Raw genomic sequence first — 26,867 nt, forward strand, 5'->3', positions numbered from 1 at the left:
TCCCGCGATGTTGAGGAAGGGGTCCCAGTTGGCAACAAGACGGTGTATCCATCGCACATGGCGCGTGCCACTTCTGTGCTACCGACCGACCGTTCCACTCGCGCCCGGGTCCCACCGCCTCAAGCCGCACCCAATCCCGCAGCGAGCGCACCCGTGAGCTGCCCACTCCTGAGTGCGGCCGTGAAGGCCAGCATCCGATCAATCGGCACTCGAGCCCGTAGCCCGAGCGCTCGGTCAACGTGTATTTCGCCAGCCCCTGTTTCCAGCACGCGCGCCACGTCCGCAAGGCCGTTCATTGCCATCCAGGGACAGTGCGCGCAGCTCTTGCAGGTAGCCGAATTACCGGCAGTGGGCGCTTCGATGAAGGTCTTGTCTGGATTGAGTGTGCGCAGTTTGTGGAGCATACCGTTGTCGGTCGCGACGATGAACTCGGTCGCGTCCATGCGCTGTGCGGCGCTCAGAATGGCCGAGGTCGATCCCACCGCGTCGGCCAGCGCGATCACATCGGCCGGCGCCTCTGGATGCACGAGCACCTTCGCGCCGGGATGGTCCTTCATCAGAAGTTCGAGCTCCAGCGCCTTGAACTCGTCATGCACGATGCAGGCGCCCTGCCAGCTCACCATATCGGCGCCGGTTTCGCGGCGGATGTAGTCGCCCAGATGGCGATCGGGCGCCCAGAGGATCTTCTGGCCCTGCGCCGTCAGCGCGCGCACGACATCGAGCGCGCAGCTCGAGGTCACGAGCCAGTCCGCCCTCGCCTTCACCGCGGCACTGGTGTTGGCGTAGACGACCACCGTGCGGTCCGGATGCTCGTCGCAGAACGCGCTGAACGCATCCTCAGGGCACCCGAGGTCGAGCGAACACGTGGCGTCCAGGTCAGGCATCAGCACGCGCTTTTCTGGCGAAAGGATCTTGGCTGTCTCGCCCATGAAGCGCACGCCGGAGACAACGAGTGTCTGCGCCGAATGCTCGCGGCCGAAGCGCGCCATCTCGAGCGAATCACTGACCAGGCCGCCGGTCTCCTCCGCGAGGTCCTGCAGATCGGGATGAACGTAGTAGTGAGACACCATCACAGCGTTGCGCTCGACGAGGAGGTGCCGAATACGGTCCTTCAGTGCGGCACGCTCGCTGCGCGACGGTTCAGGCGGCACACGCGCCCAGGCTCGGCGCGTATCGCAGGCAGGGCCGTCGTTCTCAACGACGGCATCGCTCTGCCGGCGAGGCAAAGCCGGTTGCTCGTAGTCGACGCTGATGAGAGCAGATGACATGTTCAGGCTTCCTGAAACCGCATCGAGAAGTCCACGGCCTTCACGTCTTTCGTGAGAGCGCCCACCGAGATGCGGTCCACGCCGGTTTCGGCTAGCGCTCGGACGCTCTCGAGCGTCACACCGCCCGAGATTTCGAGCACGGCGCGGGCATCGCCAGCGGCATCGTTGCGGCGCACGGCTTCGCGCAGCGTTGCCAGGTCCATGTTGTCCAGGAGCACCATGCGCGCGCCGTCGGCCAAGGCCTCATCGAGTTGATCGAGTGTCTCGACTTCGATCTGGACGAAGCTGGCACGCGACGCCACTTCCCGGGCCGCATGCAATGCGGCACGGATGCCGCCCGCCGCCGCAATGTGGTTTTCCTTGATGAGGATGGCGTCATGGAGGCCGATGCGATGGTTCGTGCCGCCGCCGACGCGAACGGCGTATTTCTGCGCGAGGCGAAGGCCCGGCAGCGTCTTGCGCGTGTCGACGATCTGCGCGCGTGTGCCGCGCACTGCATCGACGTAGGTGGCTGTCTTGGTCGCCACAGCACTGAGCAGTTGCAGAAAGTTCAGTGCGGTGCGCTCGGCGGTCAGCATCGCCCTCGCACTGCCAGAGATTTCGAGCACGGTCTGCTCAGGGGCACAACGCGTGCCTTCGGCCACATGCCACACAATCCGCGCGGATGGGTCCAGCTCGCGCACGACCGCCTCCACCCAGGGCGCGCCGCACAACACGGCAGCTTCACGCGCGAGCACCCGGGCGTGGGCGCGGCGATCGGAGTGAATCAGCGAGGCCGTGAGATCGCCATTGCCTACGTCTTCATGCAGGGCCCGCTGCGCATCAGCGCGTGCCACGGCAAGCCATTCGGCGGAAGAAAAATCGAGGGTACTTTCCATCTTCATCATCGGTTGCGAGACCACGCCCATTGAGCAAATGGGCGCGATCGTAGCAGCGATGTACACGACCACTGTCTGCTCAAAAATGCACGCTAGCGTATCGCAAGAGTCGGTTATGGTTCGCCCCGTTTGTCATTTGGTTCAAGGGCGACGACCTGTGATTTTTCATGAATTCGATGTGCTCATTGTCGGCAGCGGGCTCGCGGGTCTGAGTGCCGCACTGCACCTGGCGCCCACGCACCGTGTGGCCGTCATCACCAAGCGCGCGTTGCACGACGGTGCAAGCCATTGGGCCCAGGGCGGCATCGCTGCCGTGCTGGCCGAGGGCGACACCACGGACTCGCATGTCGAAGACACGCTCGTGGCCGGCGCAGGGCTGTGCGATCTGGCAGCCACGCGCTTCGTGGTCGAGCATGCCCCGGCGGCCATTGCGTGGCTTCGCGAACTTGGCGTACCGTTCTCGCTGGAGCGCGGCGAACTGCACCTGACGCGAGAAGGCGGCCACAGCCAGCGCCGCATCGTGCATGCGGCCGACGCCACCGGCGCAGCCGTGCAGCGCACGCTGATCGAGGCGGTGCGGCGCACACCGGGCATCACGCTGTTCGAGGAGCACACGCTGGTCGACCTGATCGTCGGGCGCAAGCTCGGCCTGCCCGACGCCGGCTGCCAGGGACTTCATGCGCTGGACACTGCGACTGGAGAGGTCGTGACCTTCCGCGCAACGCACACGATCCTGGCCACAGGCGGCGCGGGCAAGGTCTATCTCTACACGACCAATCCCGACACGGCCACAGGCGACGGCATTGCCGCCGCGTGGCGCGCGGGCTGTCGCGTGGCGAACATGGAGTTCATCCAGTTCCATCCGACCTGCCTGTACCACCCTGACGCGAAATCCTTCCTGATTAGCGAAGCAGTGCGCGGCGAAGGAGGACGGCTCTTGCTGCCCGACGGCACACGCTTCATGCCGGCGCATGACGCACGTGCCGAACTCGCCCCGCGCGACATCGTCGCGCGCGCGATCGACTTCGAGATGAAGAAGCAGGGCCTGGACTGTGTGCATCTGGACATCTCGCATCAGAGCCCGGCATTCCTGAAAGAACACTTTCCGAACATCCTCGCGCGCTGCGCCGAGCTCGGCATCGACATCACGCGCGAGCCGATTCCCGTGGTGCCGGCGGCGCACTACACCTGTGGCGGCGTGCTGACCGATCTCAGCGGCCGCACCGACGTGCCCGGCCTCTACGCGATCGGCGAGACCGCCTGCACCGGCTTGCACGGGGCGAACCGGCTCGCGAGCAATTCGCTCGTCGAATGCATGGTGTTCGCGCGCGCGGCAGCGACGGCCCTCGCGCAGGCTCCTGCGCGCGAGCGCATCGAGTTGCCCGCATGGGACGACAGCCGCGTCACCGATGCCGATGAAGCGGTGGTCATCTCGCACAACTGGGACGAACTGCGCCGCTTCATGTGGGACTACGTGGGGATCGTGCGCACGAACAAGCGTCTCGAACGCGCGGCGAACCGCATCGCCCTTCTCACAGGCGAGATCCAGGAGTTCTATGCGCACTTCCACGTCACACGTGACTTGCTCGAACTGCGCAACCTCGTGCAGGTGGCGGATCTGATCGTGCGCTCGGCGCAGGCACGCCGCGAAAGCCGAGGCCTTCATTTCAGCCGCGACTACCCGGCGCTCGCCGCCCCCGCAGCGCCGACCATCATGGTGCCGGCCGCGGGCTGACACCGTCCATCCATCCTTTTACCGAGAGAAAGAGTTTTCACGCATGTTCCGAACCCTGCTGAAGTCCAAGATCCATCGCGTCGCGGTCACCGATTGCGAACTGCACTACGAAGGATCGTGCGCCATCGACGAAGACCTGCTCGATGCCGCCGGCCTCGCCGAAAACGAGCAGGTCCATGTCTGGAACATCAACAACGGCGAGCGCTTCGTGACCTACGCGATTCGCGGCGAGCGCGGCACGGGCATCATTTCCGTCAACGGCTCTGCTGCGCGTCGAGCCGCGGTGGGCGACTTGCTCATCATCGCGGCCTTCGGCTTGGTGCCTGAAGACCACGTGCCGGCGTATCGACCGAAGCTGGTATTCGTTGACGACGCCAACCGCGTCAAGGAAGAGCGTGCGCACGTTCCCGTGCAGGCCGCTTCGAGCGAAGCCGCCGTAGCCTGATCCGATCGTCGCTAGCAGCCAGCACGCAAGATCTGCCATGTCACTGCTTACTGCGGCCGATGCGGCCACACCCTACGGCGCCCTGCCCCCGGGCTCTGCGCCAACTACGCCATCCGCACGCAAGCCGCTGAGCCTGCCGCGCCTGGCCGACATGCATGCACGCGGCGAGAAGATCGCCATGTTGACCGCATATGACGCCACCTTTGCGGCGGTGGCGGATGCTGCGGGCGTCGAGTGCCTGCTGGTCGGCGATTCGCTGGGCATGGTCTGCCAGGGCTTGCCCAGCACAGTGGGCGTCTCGCTCGACACGATGCGCTATCACACCGAAAGCGTCGCGCGTGGACTGCGCCGTGCGCAGGGCACTGCCTGGCTTATCGCCGATCTCCCCTTTGGCAGCTACCACGCATCGCGCGAACAGGCGCTGCGCAGTGCCTGCGAGCTGATGCAGGCCGGTGCGCACATGGTCAAGCTCGAAGGCGGCGGCTGGACCACGGACACGGTACGCTTTCTCGTCGAGCGCGGCGTTCCGGTGTGCGCCCACCTCGGGCTGACGCCGCAAACCGTGCACGCGCTGGGCGGCTACCGTGTTCAGGGCAAGGGCATCGAAGCCGCCAAACTGCTCAAGCAGCAGGCACACGCACTGCAGGATGCGGGCGCCTCGATGCTGGTGCTCGAGATGGTGCCGGCCGCGCTGGCCACCGAGCTCACGAAAGAGCTGCGCCATTGCGCCACCATCGGCATTGGTGCTGGCCGCGGCACCGCGGGCCAGGTACTGGTACTGCACGACATGCTAGGCGTCGGACTCGGCAAGCTGCCGAAGTTCGTGTGCAACTTCATGGCCGACGCACCGGGCATCTTGCAAGCCATGCAGGCGTACGTGCGCGCGGTCAAGGATGGCAGCTTTCCCGACGATCAACTCCACGCCTGGTAGGCGCATCAAGCATGTACATCGCCCGAACAATTCCTGAACTGCGAGACCATCTGAGTCGCTTCAGACGACCGGCTTTCGTGCCCACCATGGGCAACCTGCACGAAGGCCACCTCGCGCTGGTGCGGCAAGCGAAGCCGCTTGGCGACGTGACGGTGGCAAGCATCTTCGTCAATCGACTGCAGTTCCTGCCGCACGAAGATTTCGACACCTATCCGCGCACCTGGGACAGCGACTGCGAGAAGCTCCGCTCGGCGGGCTGCGATGTGCTCTTTGCGCCAGACGAACGCGCGCTCTACCCCGGGCCGCAGACGTGCAAGGTGCATCCCGACGGTGCCTTGGCAGATATCCTCGAAGGGCAGTTTCGGCCGGGCTTCTTCGTCGGCGTCTGCACAGTGGTCATGAAGCTCTTCGCGTGCGTGCAGCCAGCCGTCGCCGTGTTCGGCAAGAAGGACTATCAACAGCTGATGGTCATCCGACACATGGTCCAGCAATTCGCGTTGCCGATCGAGATCGTCGGCGGCGAGACGCAGCGCGCGGACGACGGCCTGGCGCTGTCGTCACGCAATGGTTATCTGAGCAAGGCAGAGCGCGCCGAGGCCGTGCACCTGGCGCATGTGTTGCGGTCCATGGCGGAGGCCATTCGCATGGGTGAGCGCGACTGGGTTGCGATCGAGGGACGCGCGACGCAGGCGCTCCGCGCGCGCGGCTGGCAGCCCGACTACCTCGCGCTGCGCCGGCAATGCGATCTGCAGGCACCTACCTTTGGCGATCCCCTGGTCGTGCTTGGCGCTGCACGCCTGGGAAGCACGCGCCTGATTGACAACCTCGAAATCAGGACGACAAACTGAAGTATTCGCCGCATGCCTGCCCATGATTCCTCATTGAACGTCTCGGTGCACCGCCACATCGCGCTAACCGAGCGCGCCATCCGACGCAATTGATTTACGAGCTTGTGCCACCTCAAATGGTTATGTTGCGAATGCCGTTGCGGGCCAGATCGCGCGCGAAACTCTCGTGCCGTGACGTCGTGGCGGACGCAATCGATCTGGTCAGGCGTCAGGTAACGGGTCCAGAACGAACGATCCGTCGAGAAACGCCTGGAGCGCGTCGTTCAACTTTTGATGATCCATGACGGACGGCCTTCAGAAATCGTTCGGGCATTCCCTTGCACTGACGTTCCTGAATTGTTGACGGCAGAACATTAGGTACCGGCTCGGTGTCATAGATTTCGTGACGTCTCTTCAGTGATCTGCATTGCAGTGCTCGCTTGCGGATTCGAATCGATGGGGCCGTTCGAATGCCGGCCTATTGAAGATTTCATCGCCTCAACTCAGGTGACGATTTCACGTCGGCGCGATCCGTGTGTTCTCGTAACTCGAGGTCCTTTCCAGCGCGGCAAGGCAGCCACTCTGGCGCTTTCAAAAGGAGGTTCTGCCTTCGCTTTGAGGTTCGGGATGCGAGCGACCTATTTCGGCAGCGAAGCACCGCCGCAAACGGCTATGTCTTGCCCGGTGATGGCAGCAGCCTGTTTCGAAAGCAGGTAGGCCACCAGTGCCGCGATTTCGTCCGGCTGAATCAGGCGGCCAATCGGTGGCAGGCGCGGCGCGCTGCCCGCCCGCGCCGGGTCCTGCAGCATGGCGGTCTGAGTGGCGGCGGGCGAAACGACGTTCACAGTGACGCCCTGCGCCGCAAACTCAGCTGCCCAACTGCGGGCCAGGGCAAGCAGCGCGGCCTTCGTGGCTGCGTATTGACTGCGCCCCGCCATCCCCTGGGCGACTCGGCTGCCAATGAACACCACTCGGCCACGGCCACGCGCCGCCATCGCCGGCACCATCACATCGGCGAGCCGAGTGGCGGCATCGACGTGGAGGCTCCACATCAGTTCACCGGCCGCATGGTCGAGCGCACCAAGCGGGCCGACACGCAACACACCGGCTGCATGCACGAACGCTTGGGCGTCCAGCAACTGCGGCACCACGCGGTCGATGTCCAAGCCGTCACCCAGGTCGACCTGCACATGATGAAAGCTCGGGTGGTCCAGTGACGGCGCGGCCACGTCCAATCCGGTCACACGTGAACCGGCGGCGAGCAGCCAAGCGGCGACGGCCTGGCCGATCCCACTGCTGCTGCCGCTCACCACGACATGCTGGGAAGCAAGATCACTCATGGAGAGCACTCCTTGGAAACCAGGGTTTGGGGGCTGTTCGGCTATTCCACACGTATGTTTCCCTCGGAAATGATCTTTTGCGAGCGCACCATGTCTTCCTGCTGGAATCTTGCAAAGTCCGCCGAGCTTCCCGGCGTAAGAAGCAGCCCCTGTTCCAGGAGCTTGCCTTTCATATCGGTAGCGAGCGCCTTGTTGACCTCCGCATTTAACTTGGCGGCAATCTCCGCCGGTAGCTTGGCCGGACCCCAGAGGCCGTACCAGCTGTAGAACTCATAGCCGGGGATGGTTTCGCCCACGGTTGGAACCTCCGGTAGGCTAGGTGCACGGCTGGCCGAGGTGACCGCGATCACTCGCAACATCCCACCCTTGTGATACTGCAGTGAGCCCAAGATGGGGTCGATGAAGCCGTCGATCTGTCCGCCAATCAAATCCGAAAACGCCGGTGCCGTCCCCTTGTAAGGCACGATCAGATAGTCGAGGTTGCCAGCGCGCTTGAGCAGTTCGGTCGACAGGTGCCCCGCCGAGCCGATGGAACCAACGGCGAAGGTCATTTTCCCCGGGTGAGCCTTGGCATAACTGATCAACGACTTGATGTCGGTGATCGGCAGGTTCTTGTTGACCGCCACGGACAGGGGTGCCTTGGCAACCAAGGCGATGGGTGTGAAGTCCCTGGCGACGCTATAAGGTACCGATTTCATCGTCATCGGCGCCGTGACAAAGGTCGACGCGTTGAACAGCAGCGTATAGCCGTCAGCTGATGCGCGCGACACCATATCCCCGCCAATGACGCCGTTACCTCCCGGCCGATTCTCGACGATGAAGTTCTGTCCGGTCTGCTCACTCAGCTTCTGCGCCAACTGCCGGCCGACGGTATCGAGCGTGCCGCCGGGCGGGAACGGAATGATGATCTTCACGGGCCTTGCCGGGTAAGCGTCGGCCCAAGCCGTGGACATCGGCGCCAATAGCGTGCCGACCAATGCAGCCAGCGAGAGGCCGACCCGGATGAACAGGCGGCGGGTGGGTTTGTTTTGCATGTTGTCTCCTCGCGCCCGCGCTTAGCGGACCAGACCGGCCGAACTCACGGCGCGTTGGATTTCGGCCTCTTCTTGCGCGGAAGGCCGATGCGTGGGCGCGCGCACGAAGTCGTTGGGAATGACGCCTGCGCACTTCATGGCCGTCTTCATGCGAGCATGAGCTTCGCCGGTGGGCTCGCCCGCACCGTATACAGCCTCCTTGAGAGGCGTGATGATGGCCTGGATGCGCCTTGCCTCGTTCAGGTCACCCTTATTCACCGAGGCAAAGAGGTCGATGATCAGTTGCGGGATGAAGCTGGCAAAGCCCACCAGCGCACCGTCGACTCCTTGCACCATCGAGGCGAGAAGGTACTCGTCGTGACAGGTCAGGATGGCTTTGCTGGCATCCGCATCACGGATGGCCTTCAAGTCGCGTGCGTATTTGCTCATCTCGCGCTGGCCCACCTTGAAGGCCTGTATATAGGGCAGCCGCGCCAGATCGGCGAGAAGCGCCGAGGAGTACGAAGCCTTGCTGTAAGCCGGGTAGACGTGGCACACCAAGTCAAGCTTCGAGGCCTGCCAGATGTTCTCGAAATAGGCCAACGCATGGTCGGCATGGAAGCCGAAGCGCAGCCAGTGGTGCGGCGGCATGACGTCGAGGGCAGCGGCACCTGCCTCCTTGGCCATCCGGGCATGATCGGCAGCGTCGGACAGCCCTTCGCAGACGATCGAGGAGATGACTGGCAGCCTGCCCTTGAGTTCGTCAGCGACGATGCGGGTGACCTCGGCGCGCTCCACAGGCGTGAGAGAGAAGACTTCTCCCGTGTGCCCGTTGGTCATGATTGCGACCACACCCTTGTGGCCGCCGAGCCAGGACGCCAGATGGCGCAGCGAAGGCTCGTCAATGGCACCGTCGGCGGTAAAGGGGCAGGCAATGGCGGGAATAATCCCGCGATAATTTGCGATGGCCGGCATGTTCGTATCTCGTGAGTGGTTTGGAATGTGCCGGATCATCCGGGCTGGGCTGACAGGGGTCCAATACCCGAATCGCATAGAACTATTCGGAACTTCCTTGAGACATCCGAGCATGGTGGAACATTGAACAATGGGCCCTGTTAATCGGCCGCTCGACCTCGAATGGCTCGAGGACTTCCTGACGCTCTCCGAAATCGGCAACTTCTCACGTGCGGCGCAAGCGCGCAACATCGCCCAGCCCGCATTCAGTCGGCACATCCGCTCACTCGAGGAGTGGACGGGCGTGGCACTCATCGACCGCACTCAACACCCCGCATCCGTGACGCCGGCAGGCGAGGTCATCCTGTCGACGGCCCGTGACGTGGTGCTGCGGCTGTCACAGGCACGCACCCAGGCCAACGAGGCTCACGACCAAGCTGAACAGAGCCTGCGTTTTGCGGCAACGCATGTCTTGTCCTTGGCCTTCTTCCCCGGCTGGCTGCAGCGGATCGAGCAGCAGCTTTCAACGCAGCTCGGGCCGATCCACATGGTTTCCGACAGCTTCAGGGCCTGCGAAGAACTTTTGCTGCACCGTCGCGTGCAGTTTCTGCTCTGTTACGGACATCCCGCAGTACCAACGCGGCTGCTGGCCCCAGATTTTGAGTTTGCCTGCGTCGGTATGGATCGGCTGATCCCTGTGTCTGCCCCTGCCCCCACAGGCGCGGCGCAGCATCCCGTCCGCAGCGCCGACGACACGCCCGTGCCGATGCTTGCATACAGCGAAGAGTCCTGGCTGGGCCAGATCATGCGGGTGCGGATGTGCAAGGTGTACGACCCGATGCGCTTCAAGCCTGTCGTCACTTCGCACCATACCGGGCTGCTCAAGAATCTGGCACTGGCCGGCCGCGGCTTGGCGTGGTTGCCGCAGAGCCTGGTCAATGCTGAACTCACCGACGGCCGCCTGGTTGCGGCTGACCAGGTCGTAGAGCGGGACAACGACGGTGACCACGATGAATGGCGGATGCCCGTGGAAATTCACTTGTTCCACGCCACGGCGGCACAGACTCCGATGGCAGATGCCTTGTGGCAACAGATCAAGGGGCCCTGAGACCTCGTGGCTCCCTTGGTCGATCAGTCCGCCGCCGCATGAGCAGCGGGGGATGCCATGACGCAGACGTTGACCACCTCTCTCAAGTCACTCTTCGTGCCGGCAGCGCCAACCGTGGCTTGCCGAGCACTTGCGTCGCCACGCGCGACGCGAACCGCCGCGTCAGGAAGCGCACGCCGAAGCACGACAGCTTGTTGAACAAGCCGGGCACAACCGTGCGCTTGCCACGCAGCATCGCGCGGATTGCGGCGTGCGCCACGAACTCCGCGCTTTTCGTCGACGCGTTCGCGATCCACGAGTAGTCACCCCCGCCGGACGCGGCATGGAAGGCCGTTTCGGTGCCGCCAGGGCAGATGCAGGTCACCGACAGCGGCGTGCCGCGATGCTCGTCATGGAGACTCTCGCTGAAGTTGCGGACGAACGCCTTCGACGCTGCATAAAGCGCCATGTTCGGCACAGACTGGTACGCGCCAGTCGACGCGATGTTCACCATGTGCGCAGGCCCGGTGCTTGCCTTGCGCGCATCGACGAAGCATCGCGCGAGCGCGACGAGCGAGGTCATGTTGAGCTGGACGAGTTCAGCGTCGCGCGCCCAATCGACCTCGTCAAATCGGCGGAAGTAGCCGAATCCGGCGTTGTTGATCAGGATGTCAATTGGGCCGCTGGCAGTGGCTGCAGCCCACAGTGCGCGCGCGGCGTCGGGCTTGCCGAGGTCCGCGGTGACGGTCTCGACCTTAACGCCCTTGCAACTCGCGGCAACCACCTCGAGCGCATCGCGGCGGCGCGCGGTCAGCACCAGGTCAACGCCGAGCGCCGCGAGCTCACGCGCAATGGCAGCGCCGATGCCGCTGGATGCGCCGGTCACCAACGCCCGCTTGCCGGCGTGGACGGCTGAGGTTGTATTCAAATCGCTCTCCTTATCCTGCAAAAAATGATCCTGGCTCGGTTCTCCGGGACTTTGCGGTTGCCGACCGCCTCTATCTCATCTTGACGACGACCTTGCCCCTGGAACGTCCCTGCGCGAGGTATTCAAGTGCTTCCTTGGCTTGCTCGAACGGAAATACCTTGTCGATCACCGGCCGGATGCGCTCGGCCTCGAGGAGTTCACCGATATCGGCGAGTTGATTGCCGTTCGGGCGCACAAAGAGGAATGAGTAGGTGAAGCCGCGCCTTTTCGCGAGGCGCTTGATCTTTCGGCTCATCATCGCGAAGACGAACGTCAGGACGAAATTCAGCCTTCGAGCGCGAGCGAATGCCGCGTCCAGCGGCCCGACCAGAGAGACCATCGCGCCGCGCGGCTTGAGGATGTCGACGGCTTTTTCCAACACGTCGCCCCTGACCGTGCCAAGCACTGCGTCGTAGCCGTGCAGCACGTTCTCGAACTCCTGCTTCTTGTAGTCGACCACCTCGTCTGCGCCAAGGCCGCGCACCAGTTCGACGTTGCCCGTGCTGGTGGTCGTTCCCACCTCGGCGCCGAGGTGCTTTGCCAGCTGAATCGCAAAGGTGCCAATACCACCAGAGCCCGCCGGGATGAACACCTTTTGCCCGGCCCGAAGATTGGCGCGTTCCTTCAGCGCTTGCCATGAGGTGAGCCCGACCATCGGGATCGAGGCCGCCTGCACGAAGTCCAGATTGGCCGGCTTCAGCGCGGCAGCGCTCTCCGGCACCACAGCGAACTCGGCGATCGAGCCCGTACCCAGGTCGAAAATGCTGGCGAAGACGGCATCGCCAGGCTTGAATCGGGTCACGCGACTGCCGACCTCCGTCACCACACCGGCCAAATCGCTGCCCAGCGTCGCCGGAAGCTCGAACCGCAGGACAGCTTTGAATACTCCAGTCGGGACGACGTTATCGATCGGGTTCACGCCCGCGGCGTGGACCTGGACCAGCAGTTGGTCGGGCTTCAGCGTCGGGCGGGGAACTTCGGCAATCCCGATCTCGGGAGATTTGCCATAGCGTTTGAAGGTAAGTGCCTTCATATCTTTCCGTGTTCCTGCGTACTCATGCGTTGACGTCGACAACCGTACGGCCCTGGACTTTTCCTGCGAACAATCGCTCGACGACGGCGGGCACCTCGGCAAGGCCAACGACCTGTGTCGTTCGCGCGAGTTTTTCCAAGTCCATGTCTCGCGCCAGCCGTGACCAAGCCTCGATGCGCACGTGTTGGGGGGCGTTGACCGAATCGATGCCGGCCAGCGTCACATTGCGCAAGATGAAAGGCAGCACCGAGGCCGGAAGATCGGTGCCCTGGGCCAGGCCGCAAGCGGTGACCACGCCTCGATACTTTGTCTGTGCCAGCACGTTGGCCAGCGTGTGGCTGCCGACCGAGTCGACGGCGCCAGCCCACCTTTCGCTGGCTATCGGTGCCGCCGGCTCCGAAAGCGTTCGGCGATCGATGATGTCGGCTGCCCCCAGGTTGCGCAGATAGTCGCTTTCCTCCAGTCGCCCCGTGGAGGCAATGACCCGGTAACCGAGACCCGACAGCAAGGCGATGGCGATGGAACCGACCCCGCCATTGGCGCCCGTCACGAGAACGTCGCCATGCTGGGGCGTGAGCCCGCCGTGTTCAAGCGCAAGCACAGACAGCATCGCCGTATACCCCGCCGTTCCGATGGCCATCGCATCTCTGGTCGACAAGGCCGCTGGGAGCTTGACCAGCCACTCACCCTTCACGCGCGCCTGCTGTGCATAGCCACCGTGATGAGTTTGGCTCAAGCCCCAGCCATTGGCGACCACGCGGTCGCCGGCAGCGATGCCGGGGTAGGAAGAAGTCTTGACTGTGCCGGCGAAGTCGATGCCGGGAATCAAAGGAAACTGGCGAATGACCGGCGCGCGACCGGTAATGGCCATCGCGTCCTTGTAGTTCACGGTGGAGTAGTCGACGTCGACCACCACGTCCCCTGGCATGAGGTCCGGTTCACTCAGGGAGACCACGCTGGTGGTGATCTTGTCGCCTGTCTTGCTGGCGAGCAGTGCTTGGAAGGTCATCATCTTCTTTCAATGGAGTGTTACTTGGAGTTGCCCGCGAAGCGGCGGGCCGCCTATGCGTCGAGCCGAAGGTCTTTGCGCACCCTGGCGTCGAGCACGCTGGCGGGCGCAAACCTGCGCAGCAGGCGCAGGCGGCTGGCCACGCCGGGGGCGTAGTGGGTCTTGGGTTGCGCGGCCGTGGCTGCCTTCAACACGATGTCGGCCACCGCCTCAGGTCCGTCTGCGCCCGCGATTCCCTCCTTGAGCCGCTGCTCCATGCCCGCGCGAATTTCGCGGTACATGTCGAGCGGTTTGTCGGGCTGGATCGAATTCGCTTCGAACGGCGTGTTGATATAGGGAGGTTCCACCACTGAGACGCGAATGCCCTGCGTGCGCAGTTCATGGTCCAGCGATTCCGAATAGCCGGCGACCGCGTGTTTGGTGGCGGAGTACAGCGCCATATAAGGTGCGGGCAGGAACCCCACCACGGAGCCGATGTTGATGATGCGACCGCTCGCCTGGCGACGCATATGAGGTACGACGGACCGGATCATCCGCACCATGCCGAAAAAGTTGGTGTCGAAGATGGCTTGGGCCTGCGCAATCGAACTCTCCTCCGCGCCGCCTGGCGCGACTCCAAAGCCGGCGTTGTTGACCAGCAGATCGATGCGGCCCTCTGACTGGAGCAACTGCTGGACCACAGCATCGACCGACGTGTCCTGGGTCACATCGAGTGGCAGCATCTCGAAGGCTCGCTGGCCCGCCTGTCCACCGCGCCGGCTGGTGCCGTATACCTTGTAGCCAGCCTTTGACAGCCGATGCGCGATGGCTGCGCCGATGCCAGACGAGGCCCCAGTCACGAGGGCCACCTTGCTTTTCGTGTTCATGCTGTTTCCCTTCAGGATTTGATATTCATATGATCGTCATCATATTTTCAAGCGAGCGAAGAAGCGACGGGTTTCGGTGGCGTCAGGCGATGGGCAGGTGCTTCAAGGCAGCCTCGCGCAGGTTGTCAGATAACGCAGGCTCGTCAACGACGCGAGCCAATAGCAAAGTGCCGACCATGGTGGCGACGGTCACAAGGGCGCGTTCGTGGGCGTGGGCCTGCCCCCAATCCGGCGATTGACGGGCAACAAGGTCGACCATTTCCTTGATGTATCGAGTGGTCACGCGCCGGACTTCGGGCGCTTGGCGCGCGGTCTCCGAGCCCAACGCAGCCAGCGGGCATCCCCGCTCCACCTGCTCCAGGTTCTCTCGCGAGAGATAGGCGTGGAGCATGTAGGTCAAGGCCTGTTCCGGGGGCACGCTGGCAGCCGCCTCTGCCGCCACGGCGGCCGACTCCGTACAGGCCCGCTCCGCTGCTTCCGCCAGCATGGCCTCCCGCGAGGCGAAGTGGGCATAGAAGGCGCCATGGGTCAGGCCAGCCTCTTTCATGATGTCGGCGACTCCGGTTCCGTCGTAGCCACTGCGGCGGATCGCCCGGGCGGCGGCGGACACGATCCGCTCGTGTGAGGCGTCCTTGGCGGCCGTTCTGACGGTGTGTTTGGTGCGTTTCGGATGTCGCATGACGCACATCATACGCAATTCAGGAAATCCGTGCTGGTGATGTTTTGGGCGACACCGTCCTTGCTTGCGCTCTTCTAGCGATGAAGCGTCGACACACGTTGCGGATGCCTGCGCCATTGCTGCGTCTGAATCCGCAATGGTCTTGAAGTCCGGTGCAAGCCGCCCTGTGAGCCACATCACTTCGACGTTGCGAGCACGTGCCCTGCTCCGTGTCCTGGGCGATTTTGTCGCCGACAGGACCGCGATTTTCTTCAATCAGGAGAGCTTCGAGTCTCGTTGGCCAGTGATCCTTTGGAGCATAACAATGACCCAAACGAGTATCGTAGTTTGCATTCTCCGGTTTTAAAGTTGCGGCTCCTATTTTGAAGAGGCCGAATCATGAGTGATATTCCTGCGATCAAATCTGCCAGCGGTGCCACCCCGAACGTCCGCGCACTGGTACAGGACGGGATCCCTGCGATCAATCCCGTCGTCGAAAACATTCTCAGCCGTAGCGCCGCCAAGTACTACGACCCGGACGCCACGTTGAGCGACGAACAAATCGGTGAGCTGGTGCGTATCACCACCACCGCGCCGACGTCCTTCCACTTGCAGAACTGGCGCTTCATCGCCGTGCGCACGCCCGAAGCCAAAGCTCGGTTGCGCCCGATTGCTTGGAATCAACCGCCGATCACAGACGCTGCAGTCACCTTCATCATCTGCGGTCAGTTGGCCGATGCCAGCGTGATTCCGCAGCGCCTGGCACCGTTGGTGCAGGCGGGCATCATGCCGGCGACGATGGTGCCGGAATGGGAGAGCCCCGCTCATAGCCTGTATGCCGAGGACCCGCAGCAGCAGCGAGACGAGGCGGTGCGCACTGGCGCCATCGCCGCGACGGCACTCATGTACGTGGCCCGGTCTTGGGGCCTTGGCTCGACGCCCATGATCGGCTTCGACGCCGAAGAGCTGGTCCGCGAGTTCGCGCTGGCCGAGAACGAAGTGCCGGTCATGTTGGTGACCGTCGGAGCGGAGCGCGCGGGAAATTGGCCGCAAAAGCCGCGCCGCCCGGTCGCCGACGTGCTGGATCTCGTATAGACACGCACAGACCCTTGCCCCCAATTTTCGAACCATTGAAACCCTAAGGAGCCTACGATGTCCAGAACGCTACCCACGCCCACTCCGCAACAAGTGCCGGCAGAGTCGAGGCCGACCCTCGACATGTTCACCAAGAACATCGGCTTCACCCCAAACATGATGGCGACCTTCGCGCTGAGCCCGATCGCGTTCAACTCATGGGCCACACTGCTCGGCTCGCTGAGCAAGGTGCTGGACGTGAAGACGCGCGACAGCATCGGCCTTGCGGTCTCGGAAGTGAACGGGTGCGACTACTGCCTCGCGGTTCACAGCTTTACGGCCGAGCGGATGGCTAAGATGTCCGCCGACGAAATTAAGCTCGCTCGGCTGGGGTATGCCACCGATCCGAAGCGGCACGCCGCTGTCCGATTCGCACGCAAAGTCATCGAGAACCGCGGCAAAGTCAGTGATGTCGATCTGCAAGCCGTTCACGATGCTGGCTACACGGATGCGCACGTCATCGAAATCGTCGCGCTCGTGGCCATGTATTCACTGACGAACTTCTTCAACAACGTGTTCGATCCTGAGAAGGACTTTCCCGCCGTTGCCCCGGCGGCGCGCTCTGAGCCCGTGTCGAAAGGCCTGGTCGCCTTCGCAGTCACCGCCGTCGACGCTGACCAGGCAAGTTAAAAAAGGAGAGCTCTCATGAAAGCGATTGTTGTTACGGACCAGGCTGCCGGAAAAGCCGGGATGAAGCTGGTGGAGCGCCCCGACCCAGTGCCCGCGATCAACGATGTCGTCGTTCAGGTTTATGCGTCGGGATTCGTCGGCACTGAGTTAGCGTGGCCTTCGACTTGGACGGATCGCGTCAGCCGCAGCCGAACACCGGCCATCCCGGGACACGAGTTCGCCGGAGTGGTCACCGCTCTCGGCTACGGCACGACGAGACTCTCGGTAGGCCAGCGGGTATTGGGCATCACCGACTGGTATCGCGACGGTACCCTGGCGGAGTATGCGGCGGTCGAGGCCCGCAATCTGGCGCCCTTTTCAGGTGACGTCGACTTTGCCGTGGGCGCCAGCCTGCCAATCTCGGGTCTCACTGCGTGGCAGGGACCGTTCGATCATGGCCGTCTTCGTGCTGGCCAAACGGTACTCGCCCACGGCGCTGCGGGCGCTGTTGGGTCAATCGTGACACAACTCGCGCGTGAGTTCGGCGCCTACGTCGTCGGTACCGGACGCGCCGCTGACCGTCAGGCTGCTCTCGATTTCGGCGCGAACGAGTTCGTCGACCTCGACAACGATGTCCTCGAAAACGTCGGCGGAGTGGATCTGGTGTTCGATCTCATTGGTGGCGAGATCGGGAAACGGTCCGCGCGCCTGGTGCGAGCAGGAGGAACGTTGGTCTCCGCGGTAGGGCCCTCAGAAGCGCGGCCCACTGACGGCCTGGCCGTCGACTTCGTTGTTGAGTCCGACTGCGCACAACTCACTGAGATCGTCCGGCGGGTGCGGGATGGACGACTGCGCACGCACATCGCCAGAGTCGTGCCTCTCGAAAATGCTGTCGCCGCCTTCAACAGCACCGAGAGGATCAATGGGAAGACGGTCATCCGGATTCGTCCGTGACAAGGCACTTTCACCTCAATTCCAATGTCCCAAGTCGACTGGTTGAGCCAGCTCCTGCAAATGATCACCGTCACAGGCCGGCTGGAGGTCCGCTGCGCTTACGGCGCCCCTTGGCGCGTCTCCTGGCCGCAGGCCGCGGCAGACGAGATTCCCTACCACGTCGTGCTGAAGGGCCGGGCCATTCTCAAAGATTCGAAGATGGAGACGTTCACGGAACTGGTGGGCGGAGACGTTGTGCTGCTGCCTCACGGCTCGGAGCACGTGCTGGACGATGGCAGTGGAGCAGCCCCGGCGCCCACACAAAATCGCCGAGATTCGGGAGGTTGGATGCTCAGCGAGAACGATGGCGCGGGCGAGCGTCTGGATCTGTTGTGCGGGAGGTTCTTCATCGGGCAACCGCATGATCGCTTGATTCGCAATTACCTGCCCACGAATGTCGTCATACGGGCGTCGGACAGCAATACCGACGAATGCTTCACCTCCGCTTCACAGCACCTGACCGGTCTGATGGGCCTGATGCGGCTGGAGACCACCAGCAGCAAACTGGGCGCGAATGCAGTGCTGAACGCGCTCTCCTCGGCGCTGTTCACGCTTGTGCTGCGCGCAGCGAGCGAATCCGAGCATGCCCCGGCGGGCTTATTGGCATTGGCCGGTCACCCACGCATGGCGCCGGCCATTTCAGCCTTATTTGCAGATCCAGCACGCCCCTGGAAGCTGCCTGAGTTGGCTGACTTGTGCAGCATGTCTCGCGCCACCTTTATGCGGCACTTTCAGGACAAGCTAGGGCGCTCGGCCATCGAACTGCTGACCGATATCCGCATGAGTCTGGCCGCCAACGCGTTGACAAAGCCGGGGATCGCAACCGCGGCAGTCGGCGAGTCCGTAGGGTATCAATCCGAGGCAGCATTCCGGCGTGCGTTTGCCGAATGGATGGGAATGACGCCCGGGCAATGGCGCCGTTCGGCGCGTGTGGGGCAATAGTGGCGCTCACTTCTCAGTCAATCAGGTGCGCGAAGGTTTCGCCGGCATCCGCCCGTCGATGTCGGTGAATCCATACTCGAGGGAGGCGACGCCGAAAGGCTTCAGGTCGTGCGCCATGTCCTTGGCCATCTTGTCGACGCCCGCTTTCTGCACGCCGAAGGGCACGTTGAACGTGTATCTCACGGCGCCCCCTGATGAAGTGTTGACGATGAGTCCCTGCCGGCGCGCCACCATCTTAGGCGCGGCGCAGCGGCTTGCGATGTAGTGCGAGCGCAGGCCCACACCATGGCAGGCATGCTGCGGGGCCATCAATGACGCGCCGACCGGCGCGCGCAATGCTTTATCGTTTCAAACACGTTGGATGGCCTTTCCGCTCAGCAGGCCCTGCGGACGCACGACGAGGATCGCGAACATGACGGCAAGCGCGATCGTCAGCTTGAGTTCGTTGCCGGTCACGTAGGCGCCGAGCAAGTTCTCTCCGATTCCCAGCAGCAGTCCGCCGAGGATGGCCCCTGGAGGACTGTCCACACCGCCCACGACGGCCGCGGCAAAGCCGTAGATCATGATCCCGCTCATCATGTTGGGGCTGAGGAAGACGACAGGCGCCGCCAATAGGCCCGCGACGGCGCCGATCGCGCCAGCGACGCCCCAGCCGATCATCAGGACGCGATTCACATCGACACCGGAAAGCGAGCTTGACAGAGGGTTGAGAGCCGCGCGGACCAGTACGGCGTGAACCTGCAGGTGCTGGGCGCTCCGACCCGCAGCGATGCCGTGCTTGCGACCCTGCCGGGCGCAAACGACCGGCTCTTCGTCCACCTGCGCAGCGATGAGGTGGTGGGCGCAGTCGGCATCAACCGGCCCCGGGAGATCCGTCGATTGCGCAAGCTGCTGACCGAACAAGCGTCGCTGCACAGAGCCGAGCTCGCCGCGGAAGGTTTTCATTTCTGAAGTCGCGAATCAGGGAGCGAGGGCTGATTGCAGCCGCTTCGCGATGCGGCGTGCCTGCGCTTGCGAGGCGACGTTCGTGAAGCCCAGGAGCAGCCCCTGGTCGCGCAATGCCGCGCTGCCCCGCTCGGAGAGCGCCTGCGCGTAGAGCCCCGCCGCTTGTGCACGTCGGGCGAGTTCGACATCGCCCGGACTTGCATCGGCGAAACGCGCAATGAGATGCATGCCGCCCCCCTGCAACGCCACGTCGACTTCCTCGCCGAAGATCTGCTGCAACGCGACCGCGAGCAGCTCGCGGCGGCGTGCATAGAGCAGCCGCATCTTCTTGAGGTGCCGCGCGAAGTGACCTTCGCGCATGAAGTCCGCGGCGATCGCTTGCATCAGCTGAGGACACCCGTTCGAAGTGGCCCGCGCCGCCGCCGCAAAGGCCTCGCATTGGCGCTCCGGCACCACGAGGTAGCCCAATGCCAAGCCCGGATACAGAACTTTGGAGAAGCTGCCGGCATAGACAACGCGGTCATTGCCATCGAGGCTCTTCAGCGCGGGCAGCGGCGGGCCCGCGTAGCGGTACTCACCGTCATAGTCATCCTCCACGATCCAGCCGTGCGCCTGCGAGGCCCAATCGAGCAGTTCCAGTCGGCGCGGCAGCGACATCGAGACGCCCAGCGGCGCCTGATGCGACGGCGTGATGACTGCCATGCGCGCATCAGGAGCCTTGCGACGGCCCAGGTCCACCCGAAGCCCTTCAACATCGACCGCCACCCACGCGGGGCGCATTCCCGCTTCGCGCAACACCTGGATCGTCGGGAGGTAGCCCGGGTCTTCGACCCACACCCGGGCGCCGCGCTTCAGGAGAACCCGTGCGGCAATCGCAAGGGAACTGCGGTAGCCCGGCGTCACGAACACTTGCTCAGCGCTGCAGGAGACGCCCCGAGAGACGCCCACATAGGCTGCGATCGCTTCGCGCAGAGGCAGGTGTCCCGCGGGATCTCCATAGTTCATTTCTGCCACGCTGGTGGCCCGGATACGCCTTGCGGCCAGCCTGGCCCAGAGCTTGCGCGGGAACACGTCGAAGGCCGGCACCCCCATCTGGAGCGGAAGCGGCTCCGTCGCCCCGGTGATGCTCGCCAAAGGCGACGCCGAGACTCTTGCAGTGCCGGACGCGGACGTCGGGCGCGGCGAGCGGCGCAGCGGCAATGCGGGCGAGACCACGGTTCCCGCGGGTCCGCGGGCGGTGAAGTAGCCCTCGCCCGAGAGCTGGCTGTAGGCCATCTCGACCGTGCCACGCGCAACATCCAGCTCGCTCGCCAGGGCCCGGGCGGACGCGACGCGGTCTCCAGGCTTCAGTACACCCTCGTCGATCGCAGTGCGAAATCGGCGATAAATCTGCCGATGCAATGGCATCGAGGTATCGCGGTCGAGTGCGGGCAGTGCGGGCATGGCCCAGTCATTTTCTCCTTTCTTGGCCCAATGACATGAGGCATTTCGGACCTAGTCTCGAAGTTATCGGGCGCTGTATTCCGCAGCCTTCGGCGAAAAGGAGATCAACGTGATGGACGTCAGCATATTCGTGCCGGGTGGTGCAATGAAGGGACTGCGCGGAGACGCAACCATGAACGCAATTCGAGGCATGCTGCCTGCCAGCCGCCAGAAAATCGTCTCCGCGATGGCCGGCACGCTGGTGCTTGCCACTGTTTGGGCACTGCTGCCGCACGGTGGCAAGAAGGAAGCAGCGGATTGGTTTGCCGACCTGTGCAGCACCGTGAGCCGGCCGATGTTCGCCTCGGCCCCCGCCCCTGCAGGCTCCGCCGCCGCAGCCCGCCCTGCGACCTCGCCCAAGGTGCTCTCATGCGAGCCGCTGCCGAATGTGCCCGGCAAGTCCATCACCACGCTGCTCGTCGACTTTCCGCCGCTGGCCTACTCGCCGGCGCACCGTCATCCCGGGTCGGTGACTGCGGTCATTCTCGAAGGAACGATCCGCTCGCAATTGGCCGGCACGCCAGCGGGCGACTATCGATTTGGCGAGACGTTCTTCGAGCCGCCTGGTGCGCTGCATCTGTTCGCCGAGAACCCCGATCCGGTGCACCCGGCGAAGCTTCTCGCGACCTTCGTCACTGACGAAAACTGCGGCCCGCTGGTTCTGCCGCCCTGATCAGACCGGCTTGATCAGACCGGCCTGCGCATGCCCAGGATCGGCACACGCACTGATCCCTGGGGGTTTTGGGGCCCGCTGGGCGAAGAGATTTGCAGTCGGGCGACGAGTTGCAACTGACATCGGTTCAGCGTCAATTGGATCGCGCTGGCCAGACGTACCGCTTTCCTTCTTTTCGTACAAATGCGCGCACCGCCGTCCGATGGTCTTCGCTTGTCAAAGCGACTGCTTGCGCGGCTGCTTCCATCGCCAGCATTGTTGGCAAGTCACTTTGGAGCGACGCGTCCAGTGCCTGCTTTGTGAGCGAAAGTGCGGTCGGAGAGCCCTTGGCGAGCGCGGTGGCGAGCTGGTTCGCTCGCGCAAGAAGGTCCTGCCAAGGCAACACTTCCAGTGCCAGACCCATGGCTTGCGCTTCGATCGCGCCGATTTCACGTGCTGAGAGCGCAAGGGCCTTGGCTTGCTGCAGGCCCACCAGACGAGGCAAGGTATACAGAGCGGCGCAGTCGGGGATCAGGCCCACCCGCTGGAAAACCAGGCAGAGCCTTGCGCGATCACTCAACAGAACCAGATCGGCCAGCAAGGCGAGGCTCATCCCGGCGCCAAAGGCCACACCGTCCACGGCGGCGATAACTGGCCGTTGAAAGCCATGCAACGCGAGCGTCATTCGGCGGTACCGCGACATGTCGTCCAGTGCTTCAGTCGAACTGCGGGTGCCCTGGCTCGCCATGTCGCGGACGTCACCGCCCGCGCAGAAGGCGTCGCCTGCGCCGCGAAGGATCAGCACGCGCAAGCTCGCCTCGGCCGCAAGGCGCGCCAATGCATCTGTCATTTCGTCGGCCATCAGCCGACTGATGGCGTTCAATGACGCGGGGCGGTTCAGCGTGAGCGTCGCGACGCCGTCGTCAGTCGCGTCGCAAAGAATGGTCTCGTAGTCGTCCATCATCGGGCTTTCCTCAGACGATGCGCCGCTCATGCAGCGATGCGATCGCGACGGGTTCCAGCCCCAGCACGTCGCGCAGGATGCCGTCGGTGTGCTCGCCGATAGTGGGCGGCGCCTTGGATGGTGGCGGTTGCATTCCGGTGAAGCGGATCGGGTTGACACACAGCGTCACTTCTCCCGCGGTTGGATGCGGTACGCGCTGGGTCACGCCGCGATGCACGACCTGCGGGTCGGCGAACACTTCCGGGTAGCGATTGATCGGGCCGCTGGGGATGCCCGCGGCCTCCAGCGCCATCAACAGCTCGCGCGCCGGCCATTGCCGGGTGAGCGCATTGAACACTTCGGCCAGTTCGCGGCGGTGCCCCAGCCGCTGCGAGTTGGTGACGAAGCGAGCGTCGTCGGCCAATTGCGGCTGGCGCAGCACGTCGCAGAACGCCCTGTACTGCGCCTCGCTGCCGCAGATGACGATGATGCCGCCATCAGCGCATTCGAACGCTTGCGAAGGCAGGCCGCCATTGCCTTCGGTGCCGCGGCGCGGCGGCACCACGCCGGCCGCAAGATAGGTCATGACCGAATGCGTCTGAGCGGCGATGGTGCAGTCCAGCAGTGCGATGTCGATGTGCCGGCCCGTGCCCGTGCCATTGGGGCCGTCACGCTCGTACAACGCCGCCAGCACGCCCGAGGCAGCGTACTGCCCGGCGATGAAGTCGGCCAGGCTGGGGCCGGTCTTCATGGGACCGCCTCCGGGAACGCCGTCAGGCAGGCCAGTCACGCTCATCATGCCGCTCATCGCCTGGAACACAGTGTCGTAGCCCGGGAGGTGACTCTTGGGGCCAGTCTGGCCGAAGCCGGTGACCGAGCAGTAAATGAGCCGCGGGTTCAGTGCGCGCAGTGAGACGTGGTCCAGCTTGTACCGGGCCAGATCGCCGACTTTGAAGTTCTCGAGCAACACATCGGATCGCGCTGCCAGACGGCGCACCAGGTCCTGCCCTTCTGCGCATGCGATGTCGATCGTGATCGACTGCTTGTTGCGGTTGGCCGACAGGTACATGGGCGACTCGCGCGTGTCGTTGCCGTCTTGGTCCTTCAAGAACGGAGGCCCCCATCGACGTGCCTCGTCCCCGGTCCCAGGCCGCTCGACCTTGATGACTTCGGCCCCGAGGTCCGCCAGGGTCTGCGCGGCCAACGGTGCAGCCAGGATGCGGCTCAAATCGAGGACCTTGACGCCTGCGAGCGGCAGCCTGGTGTTGGTGTCGTTCATGCTGTTGCCTCCAGGTCCCAGACAGCGGCCGCCAGCGCAAGCTGCTGCGCCTGTGCGCCGCCCATGTCAGCCCGCAGCATCTTCGCCCGCGTGGTCCATCTGTGCAGCCGATGCTCGAGCGTCAGGCCCATGGCCCCCATGGCCCCCATGAACTGGTGCAGGTCGTAGGTGATGGCAGGCGTGCAATCCTGTGCGTGCGCCAGCGCGCAGGCGGCGTCGGCGTCGCACCCGCTGTGTGCCGCCTGCAGCGCAAGCCACCGACCAGCCTCCACCTGCACCGCCGCAGCGGCCAGCCGGTGCTGGACGGCCTGGAACGCACCCAGCGGGCGTCCGAACTGGCGACGGTCGCGCACATGAGTTACCACCGCGTTCAGGGCAGCCTCGAGGCAGCCAGTCAGTTCGATCGCTACGCCCAATCGCCACAGCCGTCGCAGTTCGGCCGCATCCAGGTCGAGCTGGCGCCACGTGAGCGCGTTTGGTTCGATCACGCGTCCCACGGGATAGCCAAAAGGGCTGTCCAAATTCGCAACGTCGGCATCCGTCAGCATTGCGGTTTCGACGATGTCGCCGCGCACGCACAGCACCGTGCGTGCGCCAGGCAGCCAGCGCACGGGTCCGTCACGGCGGCCCCAGAACACGGCGCAAGGGCGGGGCAGCTCCGGGGCGAGCAGCGGCAACACCAGCGCCGCCGCAACAAGCTCCACGCACTGAGGCAGCTTTGCCAAGCGGTGGATCATGGCCACGGCAGCGACAGCGCCGAGCTCCTCAACGGCTGCGGCCTCGAAGATGCCAGCGGCGTCCAGGTCGTCCTGCAGCGATGTGGAGTACTCGAAGTGCTTGGCACCAAGCACCGAACGTGCCTCGTAGGCCGTCGCGATACGCTCGACGGCATCGAGCAGCGCGAGTTGGTCGGGGTTGAATTCCAGGTTCATGTGCGTTCCAGAAGGGGTTCGCGCGGCAACTGCAGCCACGCCTGCGCGACGAGGTTGAGCTGGATTTCCGCGGCGCCTGAGGCGATGCCAGCGTCAATAGCGCGTTCATGGTGGGCCAGCACGAGCGGCCAGCTGTCGCCGCACAGCGCGTCGCCGAAATATGCGAGCGCGAAGTCCGACACCGCATGGTCGGCCTTCACCACAGCCACGCGGGCCAGATTGGATACGGCGCTGGGCGGCAGTCCGCGGGCGCGCTCGTCCACCACCCGGTAAACGAGAAGGCGCGCCGCCTCACATGCGGCGAGCGCCTGCGCCGCCTGCGCACGTACGCTGGTGTCGGCGAACTGGCCTCGCGCCTGGAGATCGCAGACTATGCGGTCCAGTACGCGGCGGGAGAACGCATAGCGCGCCAGTCCCACACGCTCGAGAGACAGTGCATAGCCGATGATGGCCCAGGCTTGGCCTTCCTCGCCGAGGCGCGCCGTGGCAGGCACCACCACGTCGTCGAAGAAGACTTCGTGGATGTCGCCGTGACCGATCAGCGACGGGATCGCGCGCACAGTGATGCCAGGCGTGTCCATCGGCACGAGGAAGATCGCGATGCCACCCTTGCCCGCCCCGGTTCGCGCCAGCAGGAAGCACGTCTGCGCCATGCCGGCATAGGACGTCCACACCTTGCTGCCATTGATCAGGTACTCGTCTCCGCGCTGAACGGCGCGCGTGGCGAGCGAGGCCAGATCGGATCCCGCCGAGGGTTCTGAAAATCCCTGGCACCACACCGCGCGACCCGCAGCCATGTCCGGCAGGTATCGGGCCTGCTGCTGCGGCGTTCCGTACTTCATCAGCGTGGCGCCGATGAAGTTGACGTTCATGTATTGCGGTCCCCGCGGCTCTCCCGCGGCGAACAGTTCCTCGCCGAGGATGAAGTGCTCCCAGGCCGGCGCACCGCGCCCGCCATGCTCCACCGGCCAGTGCGGCACCAGCAGTCCCTCGGCTGCAAGTTTCGGGCAAAAGTCCAGCGAGAAAGCCGTTTGCGCCGGGGACCCGGGGCCATGGCGGCTGATGTGTTCCCAGTCGGGCGGCAGTTCGCGCGCCAGCAGCGTGCGCACACGATCGCGCAGGGCCCGCTGTTCAGTGGTCCATTCGAAATTCATGCGTTGTTTACCTTGTGCAGGTAGCTCAGATAGCCCATGGGGACGGGACTGCCGCCATTGACCGCGATCAAGGCACCGGTCGTCCATGACGCCTCGTCCGACAGCAGGTAGGCACAGAGCGGGCCGATGTCATCGGGCGTTCCCAAGCGCTGCAACGGCACCGTTTCCACCTGGCGGCGGATGCGAGCTTCGGTGTTGAACACTTTCGCCAGTTCTTCGGTCATCACGACCCCCGGCGCCACGGCATTGACGCGGATGCCCAAGTGGCCCCACTCGGCGGCCATGGTGAGCGTGAGGTTTTCGACGGCAGCTTTGGCCGCTCCGTAGTGACCGGTGTTGGGATTGGGATGTGATGCGCTGCGGGATGTGATGTTCACGATGGAGCCGCCGTGCTGCATGGCACGAGCGGCGGCCTGCGCCGCGAAGAAAGTCCACTTCAGGTTCAAGTCGACGACGCGGTCCCATTGGTCTTCGCGCACGTCCAGCAGCGGGCCGATGTCGTCCGGGGCTGCGCTCCCGGCATTGTTGACCCAGCCGTCGATGGCACCGAACCGGTGCTGCGCTTCGGCGACGATGCGCGCAATGTCTTCGGCTCGCGTGACGTCGGCTGCCACGGCGTGCGCCTGCACGCCCAGGTTCGGCAACTCGGCTTGCGTGGCAGCCAACGCTTTCTTTGACCGGCCGCTCACCACGACGTTGGCGCCGCAGCGCGCCACTGCGAGTGAGATGCCTCGACCAATGCCGCGCCCGCCCCCTGTGACAACGACCGTCTTGCCTGACAAGGAAAACAT

General features: G+C 64.2%; 27 protein-coding genes and 2 pseudogenes. 11 read left to right on the forward strand and 18 right to left on the reverse strand.

The annotated features are described in order from the left end of the window. Positions 1–119: 119 nt before the first annotated feature. Entirely contained in the window at positions 120–1,268 is a 1,149-nt protein-coding gene (gene nadA, locus AC1DEK_RS05405; RefSeq protein WP_478124192.1) for a quinolinate synthase NadA, read from the reverse strand. Between the two features lie 2 nt (positions 1,269–1,270). After that, positions 1,271–2,146: a carboxylating nicotinate-nucleotide diphosphorylase gene (gene nadC, locus AC1DEK_RS05410; RefSeq protein WP_478124193.1), complete on the reverse strand. Its 876-nt coding sequence runs from the start codon at positions 2,144–2,146 to the stop codon at positions 1,271–1,273. A 115-nt stretch (positions 2,147–2,261) separates the two neighbouring features. Between nadC and nadB the strand changes: the two genes are divergently transcribed. Genes nadB through panC form a run of 4 tightly spaced genes read left to right on the forward strand, consistent with a single transcriptional unit; the run spans position 2,262 to position 6,105 of the window. Then, positions 2,262–3,881, forward strand: coding sequence for an L-aspartate oxidase (gene nadB / locus AC1DEK_RS05415; protein WP_478124194.1), 1,620 nt, complete (start codon positions 2,262–2,264; stop codon positions 3,879–3,881). A gap of 43 nt (positions 3,882–3,924) precedes the next feature. Beyond that, positions 3,925–4,326 (forward strand): aspartate 1-decarboxylase, encoded by a 402-nt coding sequence (gene panD, locus AC1DEK_RS05420; RefSeq protein ID WP_478124195.1) that lies wholly within the window; start codon positions 3,925–3,927, stop codon positions 4,324–4,326. Positions 4,327–4,363: 37 nt separating this feature from the next. Continuing rightward, positions 4,364–5,257 (forward strand): 3-methyl-2-oxobutanoate hydroxymethyltransferase, encoded by an 894-nt coding sequence (gene panB, locus AC1DEK_RS05425; RefSeq protein WP_478124196.1) that lies wholly within the window; start codon positions 4,364–4,366, stop codon positions 5,255–5,257. An 11-nt stretch (positions 5,258–5,268) separates the two neighbouring features. Continuing rightward, positions 5,269–6,105, forward strand: coding sequence for a pantoate--beta-alanine ligase (gene panC, locus AC1DEK_RS05430; RefSeq protein WP_478124197.1), 837 nt, complete (start codon positions 5,269–5,271; stop codon positions 6,103–6,105). A 617-nt stretch (positions 6,106–6,722) separates the two neighbouring features. On the opposite strand, the gene AC1DEK_RS05435 is transcribed toward panC, so the two are convergent. The 3 genes from AC1DEK_RS05435 to AC1DEK_RS05445 are packed head-to-tail and all read right to left on the reverse strand — an operon-like array spanning position 6,723 to position 9,412. After that, on the reverse strand, positions 6,723–7,424 hold the full coding sequence (locus AC1DEK_RS05435; RefSeq protein ID WP_478124198.1) for an SDR family NAD(P)-dependent oxidoreductase: 702 nt from the start codon (positions 7,422–7,424) through the stop codon (positions 6,723–6,725). 41 nt (positions 7,425–7,465) lie between these two features. Continuing rightward, positions 7,466–8,458 carry a Bug family tripartite tricarboxylate transporter substrate binding protein gene (locus AC1DEK_RS05440; RefSeq protein ID WP_478124199.1) on the reverse strand — a complete coding sequence of 331 codons (993 nt, stop codon included), beginning with the start codon at positions 8,456–8,458 and terminating at the stop codon, positions 7,466–7,468. A 21-nt stretch (positions 8,459–8,479) separates the two neighbouring features. After that, positions 8,480–9,412, reverse strand: a complete 933-nt coding sequence (locus tag AC1DEK_RS05445) for a dihydrodipicolinate synthase family protein (protein ID WP_478124200.1) — start codon at positions 9,410–9,412, stop codon at positions 8,480–8,482. A gap of 130 nt (positions 9,413–9,542) precedes the next feature. On the opposite strand from AC1DEK_RS05445, the gene AC1DEK_RS05450 reads away from it, so the two are divergent. Further along, entirely contained in the window at positions 9,543–10,499 is a 957-nt protein-coding gene (locus tag AC1DEK_RS05450; RefSeq protein WP_478124201.1) for a LysR family transcriptional regulator, read from the forward strand. Between the two features lie 82 nt (positions 10,500–10,581). Here AC1DEK_RS05450 and AC1DEK_RS05455 read toward each other — a convergent pair whose 3' ends face one another. The 5 genes from AC1DEK_RS05455 to AC1DEK_RS05475 form a co-directional block, all read right to left on the reverse strand. Beyond that, positions 10,582–11,406, reverse strand: a complete 825-nt coding sequence (locus AC1DEK_RS05455) for an SDR family NAD(P)-dependent oxidoreductase (RefSeq protein WP_478124202.1) — start codon at positions 11,404–11,406, stop codon at positions 10,582–10,584. A gap of 70 nt (positions 11,407–11,476) precedes the next feature. Then, positions 11,477–12,478, reverse strand: a complete 1,002-nt coding sequence (locus AC1DEK_RS05460; RefSeq protein WP_478124203.1) for an NADP-dependent oxidoreductase — start codon at positions 12,476–12,478, stop codon at positions 11,477–11,479. A gap of 22 nt (positions 12,479–12,500) precedes the next feature. Beyond that, on the reverse strand, positions 12,501–13,487 hold the full coding sequence (gene acuI, locus AC1DEK_RS05465; RefSeq protein ID WP_478124694.1) for an acrylyl-CoA reductase (NADPH): 987 nt from the start codon (positions 13,485–13,487) through the stop codon (positions 12,501–12,503). A 53-nt stretch (positions 13,488–13,540) separates the two neighbouring features. Beyond that, complete coding sequence (locus AC1DEK_RS05470) at positions 13,541–14,353, reverse strand: oxidoreductase (RefSeq protein ID WP_478124204.1); 813 nt, start codon at positions 14,351–14,353, stop codon at positions 13,541–13,543. Positions 14,354–14,435: 82 nt separating this feature from the next. Further along, entirely contained in the window at positions 14,436–15,044 is a 609-nt protein-coding gene (locus AC1DEK_RS05475; protein WP_478124695.1) for a TetR/AcrR family transcriptional regulator, read from the reverse strand. A 366-nt stretch (positions 15,045–15,410) separates the two neighbouring features. Here AC1DEK_RS05475 and AC1DEK_RS05480 point away from each other — a divergent pair, with 366 nt between their 5' ends. From AC1DEK_RS05480 to AC1DEK_RS05495, 4 genes and pseudogenes are all read left to right on the forward strand, one after another. Then, complete coding sequence (locus AC1DEK_RS05480; protein ID WP_478124205.1) at positions 15,411–16,106, forward strand: nitroreductase family protein; 696 nt, start codon at positions 15,411–15,413, stop codon at positions 16,104–16,106. Positions 16,107–16,163: 57 nt separating this feature from the next. Beyond that, positions 16,164–16,700, forward strand: a pseudogene (locus AC1DEK_RS05485) (carboxymuconolactone decarboxylase family protein); the annotation flags it as partial. Positions 16,701–16,790: 90 nt separating this feature from the next. Then, positions 16,791–17,708 (forward strand): NADP-dependent oxidoreductase, encoded by a 918-nt coding sequence (locus tag AC1DEK_RS05490; protein WP_478124206.1) that lies wholly within the window; start codon positions 16,791–16,793, stop codon positions 17,706–17,708. A gap of 24 nt (positions 17,709–17,732) precedes the next feature. Beyond that, the gene (locus tag AC1DEK_RS05495) at positions 17,733–18,689 is read left to right on the forward strand and encodes an AraC family transcriptional regulator (protein WP_478124207.1); all 957 of its coding nucleotides are present in this window, start codon (positions 17,733–17,735) and stop codon (positions 18,687–18,689) included. A 21-nt stretch (positions 18,690–18,710) separates the two neighbouring features. Here the strand turns inward: AC1DEK_RS05495 and AC1DEK_RS05500 are convergent. Beyond that, positions 18,711–18,971: pseudogene (locus tag AC1DEK_RS05500) on the reverse strand (SDR family NAD(P)-dependent oxidoreductase); the annotation flags it as partial. Between the two features lie 66 nt (positions 18,972–19,037). Beyond that, the gene (locus tag AC1DEK_RS05505; RefSeq protein ID WP_478124208.1) at positions 19,038–19,508 is read right to left on the reverse strand and encodes an ABC transporter permease subunit; all 471 of its coding nucleotides are present in this window, start codon (positions 19,506–19,508) and stop codon (positions 19,038–19,040) included. On the opposite strand from AC1DEK_RS05505, the gene AC1DEK_RS05510 reads away from it, so the two are divergent. Then, positions 19,422–19,640 (forward strand): oxidoreductase C-terminal domain-containing protein, encoded by a 219-nt coding sequence (locus AC1DEK_RS05510; RefSeq protein WP_478124209.1) that lies wholly within the window; start codon positions 19,422–19,424, stop codon positions 19,638–19,640. The genes AC1DEK_RS05505 and AC1DEK_RS05510 overlap by 87 nt on opposite strands. A 9-nt stretch (positions 19,641–19,649) precedes the next feature. Here the strand turns inward: AC1DEK_RS05510 and pdxR are convergent, their stop codons facing one another. Continuing rightward, the gene (gene pdxR / locus AC1DEK_RS05515) at positions 19,650–21,077 is read right to left on the reverse strand and encodes a MocR-like pyridoxine biosynthesis transcription factor PdxR (RefSeq protein WP_478124210.1); all 1,428 of its coding nucleotides are present in this window, start codon (positions 21,075–21,077) and stop codon (positions 19,650–19,652) included. 172 nt (positions 21,078–21,249) lie between these two features. On the opposite strand from pdxR, the gene AC1DEK_RS05520 reads away from it, so the two are divergent. Next, a complete protein-coding gene (locus AC1DEK_RS05520; RefSeq protein ID WP_478124696.1) occupies positions 21,250–21,789 on the forward strand; it encodes a cupin domain-containing protein in 540 nt (179 codons plus the stop codon). A 133-nt stretch (positions 21,790–21,922) separates the two neighbouring features. Here AC1DEK_RS05520 and AC1DEK_RS05525 read toward each other — a convergent pair whose 3' ends face one another. From AC1DEK_RS05525 to AC1DEK_RS05545, 5 genes are read right to left on the reverse strand one after another with little or no spacing between them, the layout of a single operon-like run. Next, complete coding sequence (locus tag AC1DEK_RS05525) at positions 21,923–22,732, reverse strand: enoyl-CoA hydratase/isomerase family protein (protein ID WP_478124211.1); 810 nt, start codon at positions 22,730–22,732, stop codon at positions 21,923–21,925. A 10-nt stretch (positions 22,733–22,742) separates the two neighbouring features. Then, positions 22,743–23,990 carry a CaiB/BaiF CoA transferase family protein gene (locus AC1DEK_RS05530; protein WP_478124212.1) on the reverse strand — a complete coding sequence of 416 codons (1,248 nt, stop codon included), beginning with the start codon at positions 23,988–23,990 and terminating at the stop codon, positions 22,743–22,745. Next, positions 23,987–24,922, reverse strand: coding sequence for an acyl-CoA dehydrogenase family protein (locus AC1DEK_RS05535; RefSeq protein WP_478124213.1), 936 nt, complete (start codon positions 24,920–24,922; stop codon positions 23,987–23,989). Before AC1DEK_RS05535 ends, AC1DEK_RS05530 begins: the two co-directional genes overlap by 4 nt. Further along, positions 24,919–26,076 (reverse strand): acyl-CoA dehydrogenase family protein, encoded by a 1,158-nt coding sequence (locus tag AC1DEK_RS05540; RefSeq protein ID WP_478124214.1) that lies wholly within the window; start codon positions 26,074–26,076, stop codon positions 24,919–24,921. Before AC1DEK_RS05540 ends, AC1DEK_RS05535 begins: the two co-directional genes overlap by 4 nt. Further along, positions 26,073–26,867, reverse strand: coding sequence for an SDR family NAD(P)-dependent oxidoreductase (locus AC1DEK_RS05545; protein WP_478124215.1), 795 nt, complete (start codon positions 26,865–26,867; stop codon positions 26,073–26,075). The genes AC1DEK_RS05540 and AC1DEK_RS05545 overlap by 4 nt, the downstream gene beginning before the upstream one ends.

The organism is Variovorax sp. 10N420 (genome assembly GCF_056394705.1).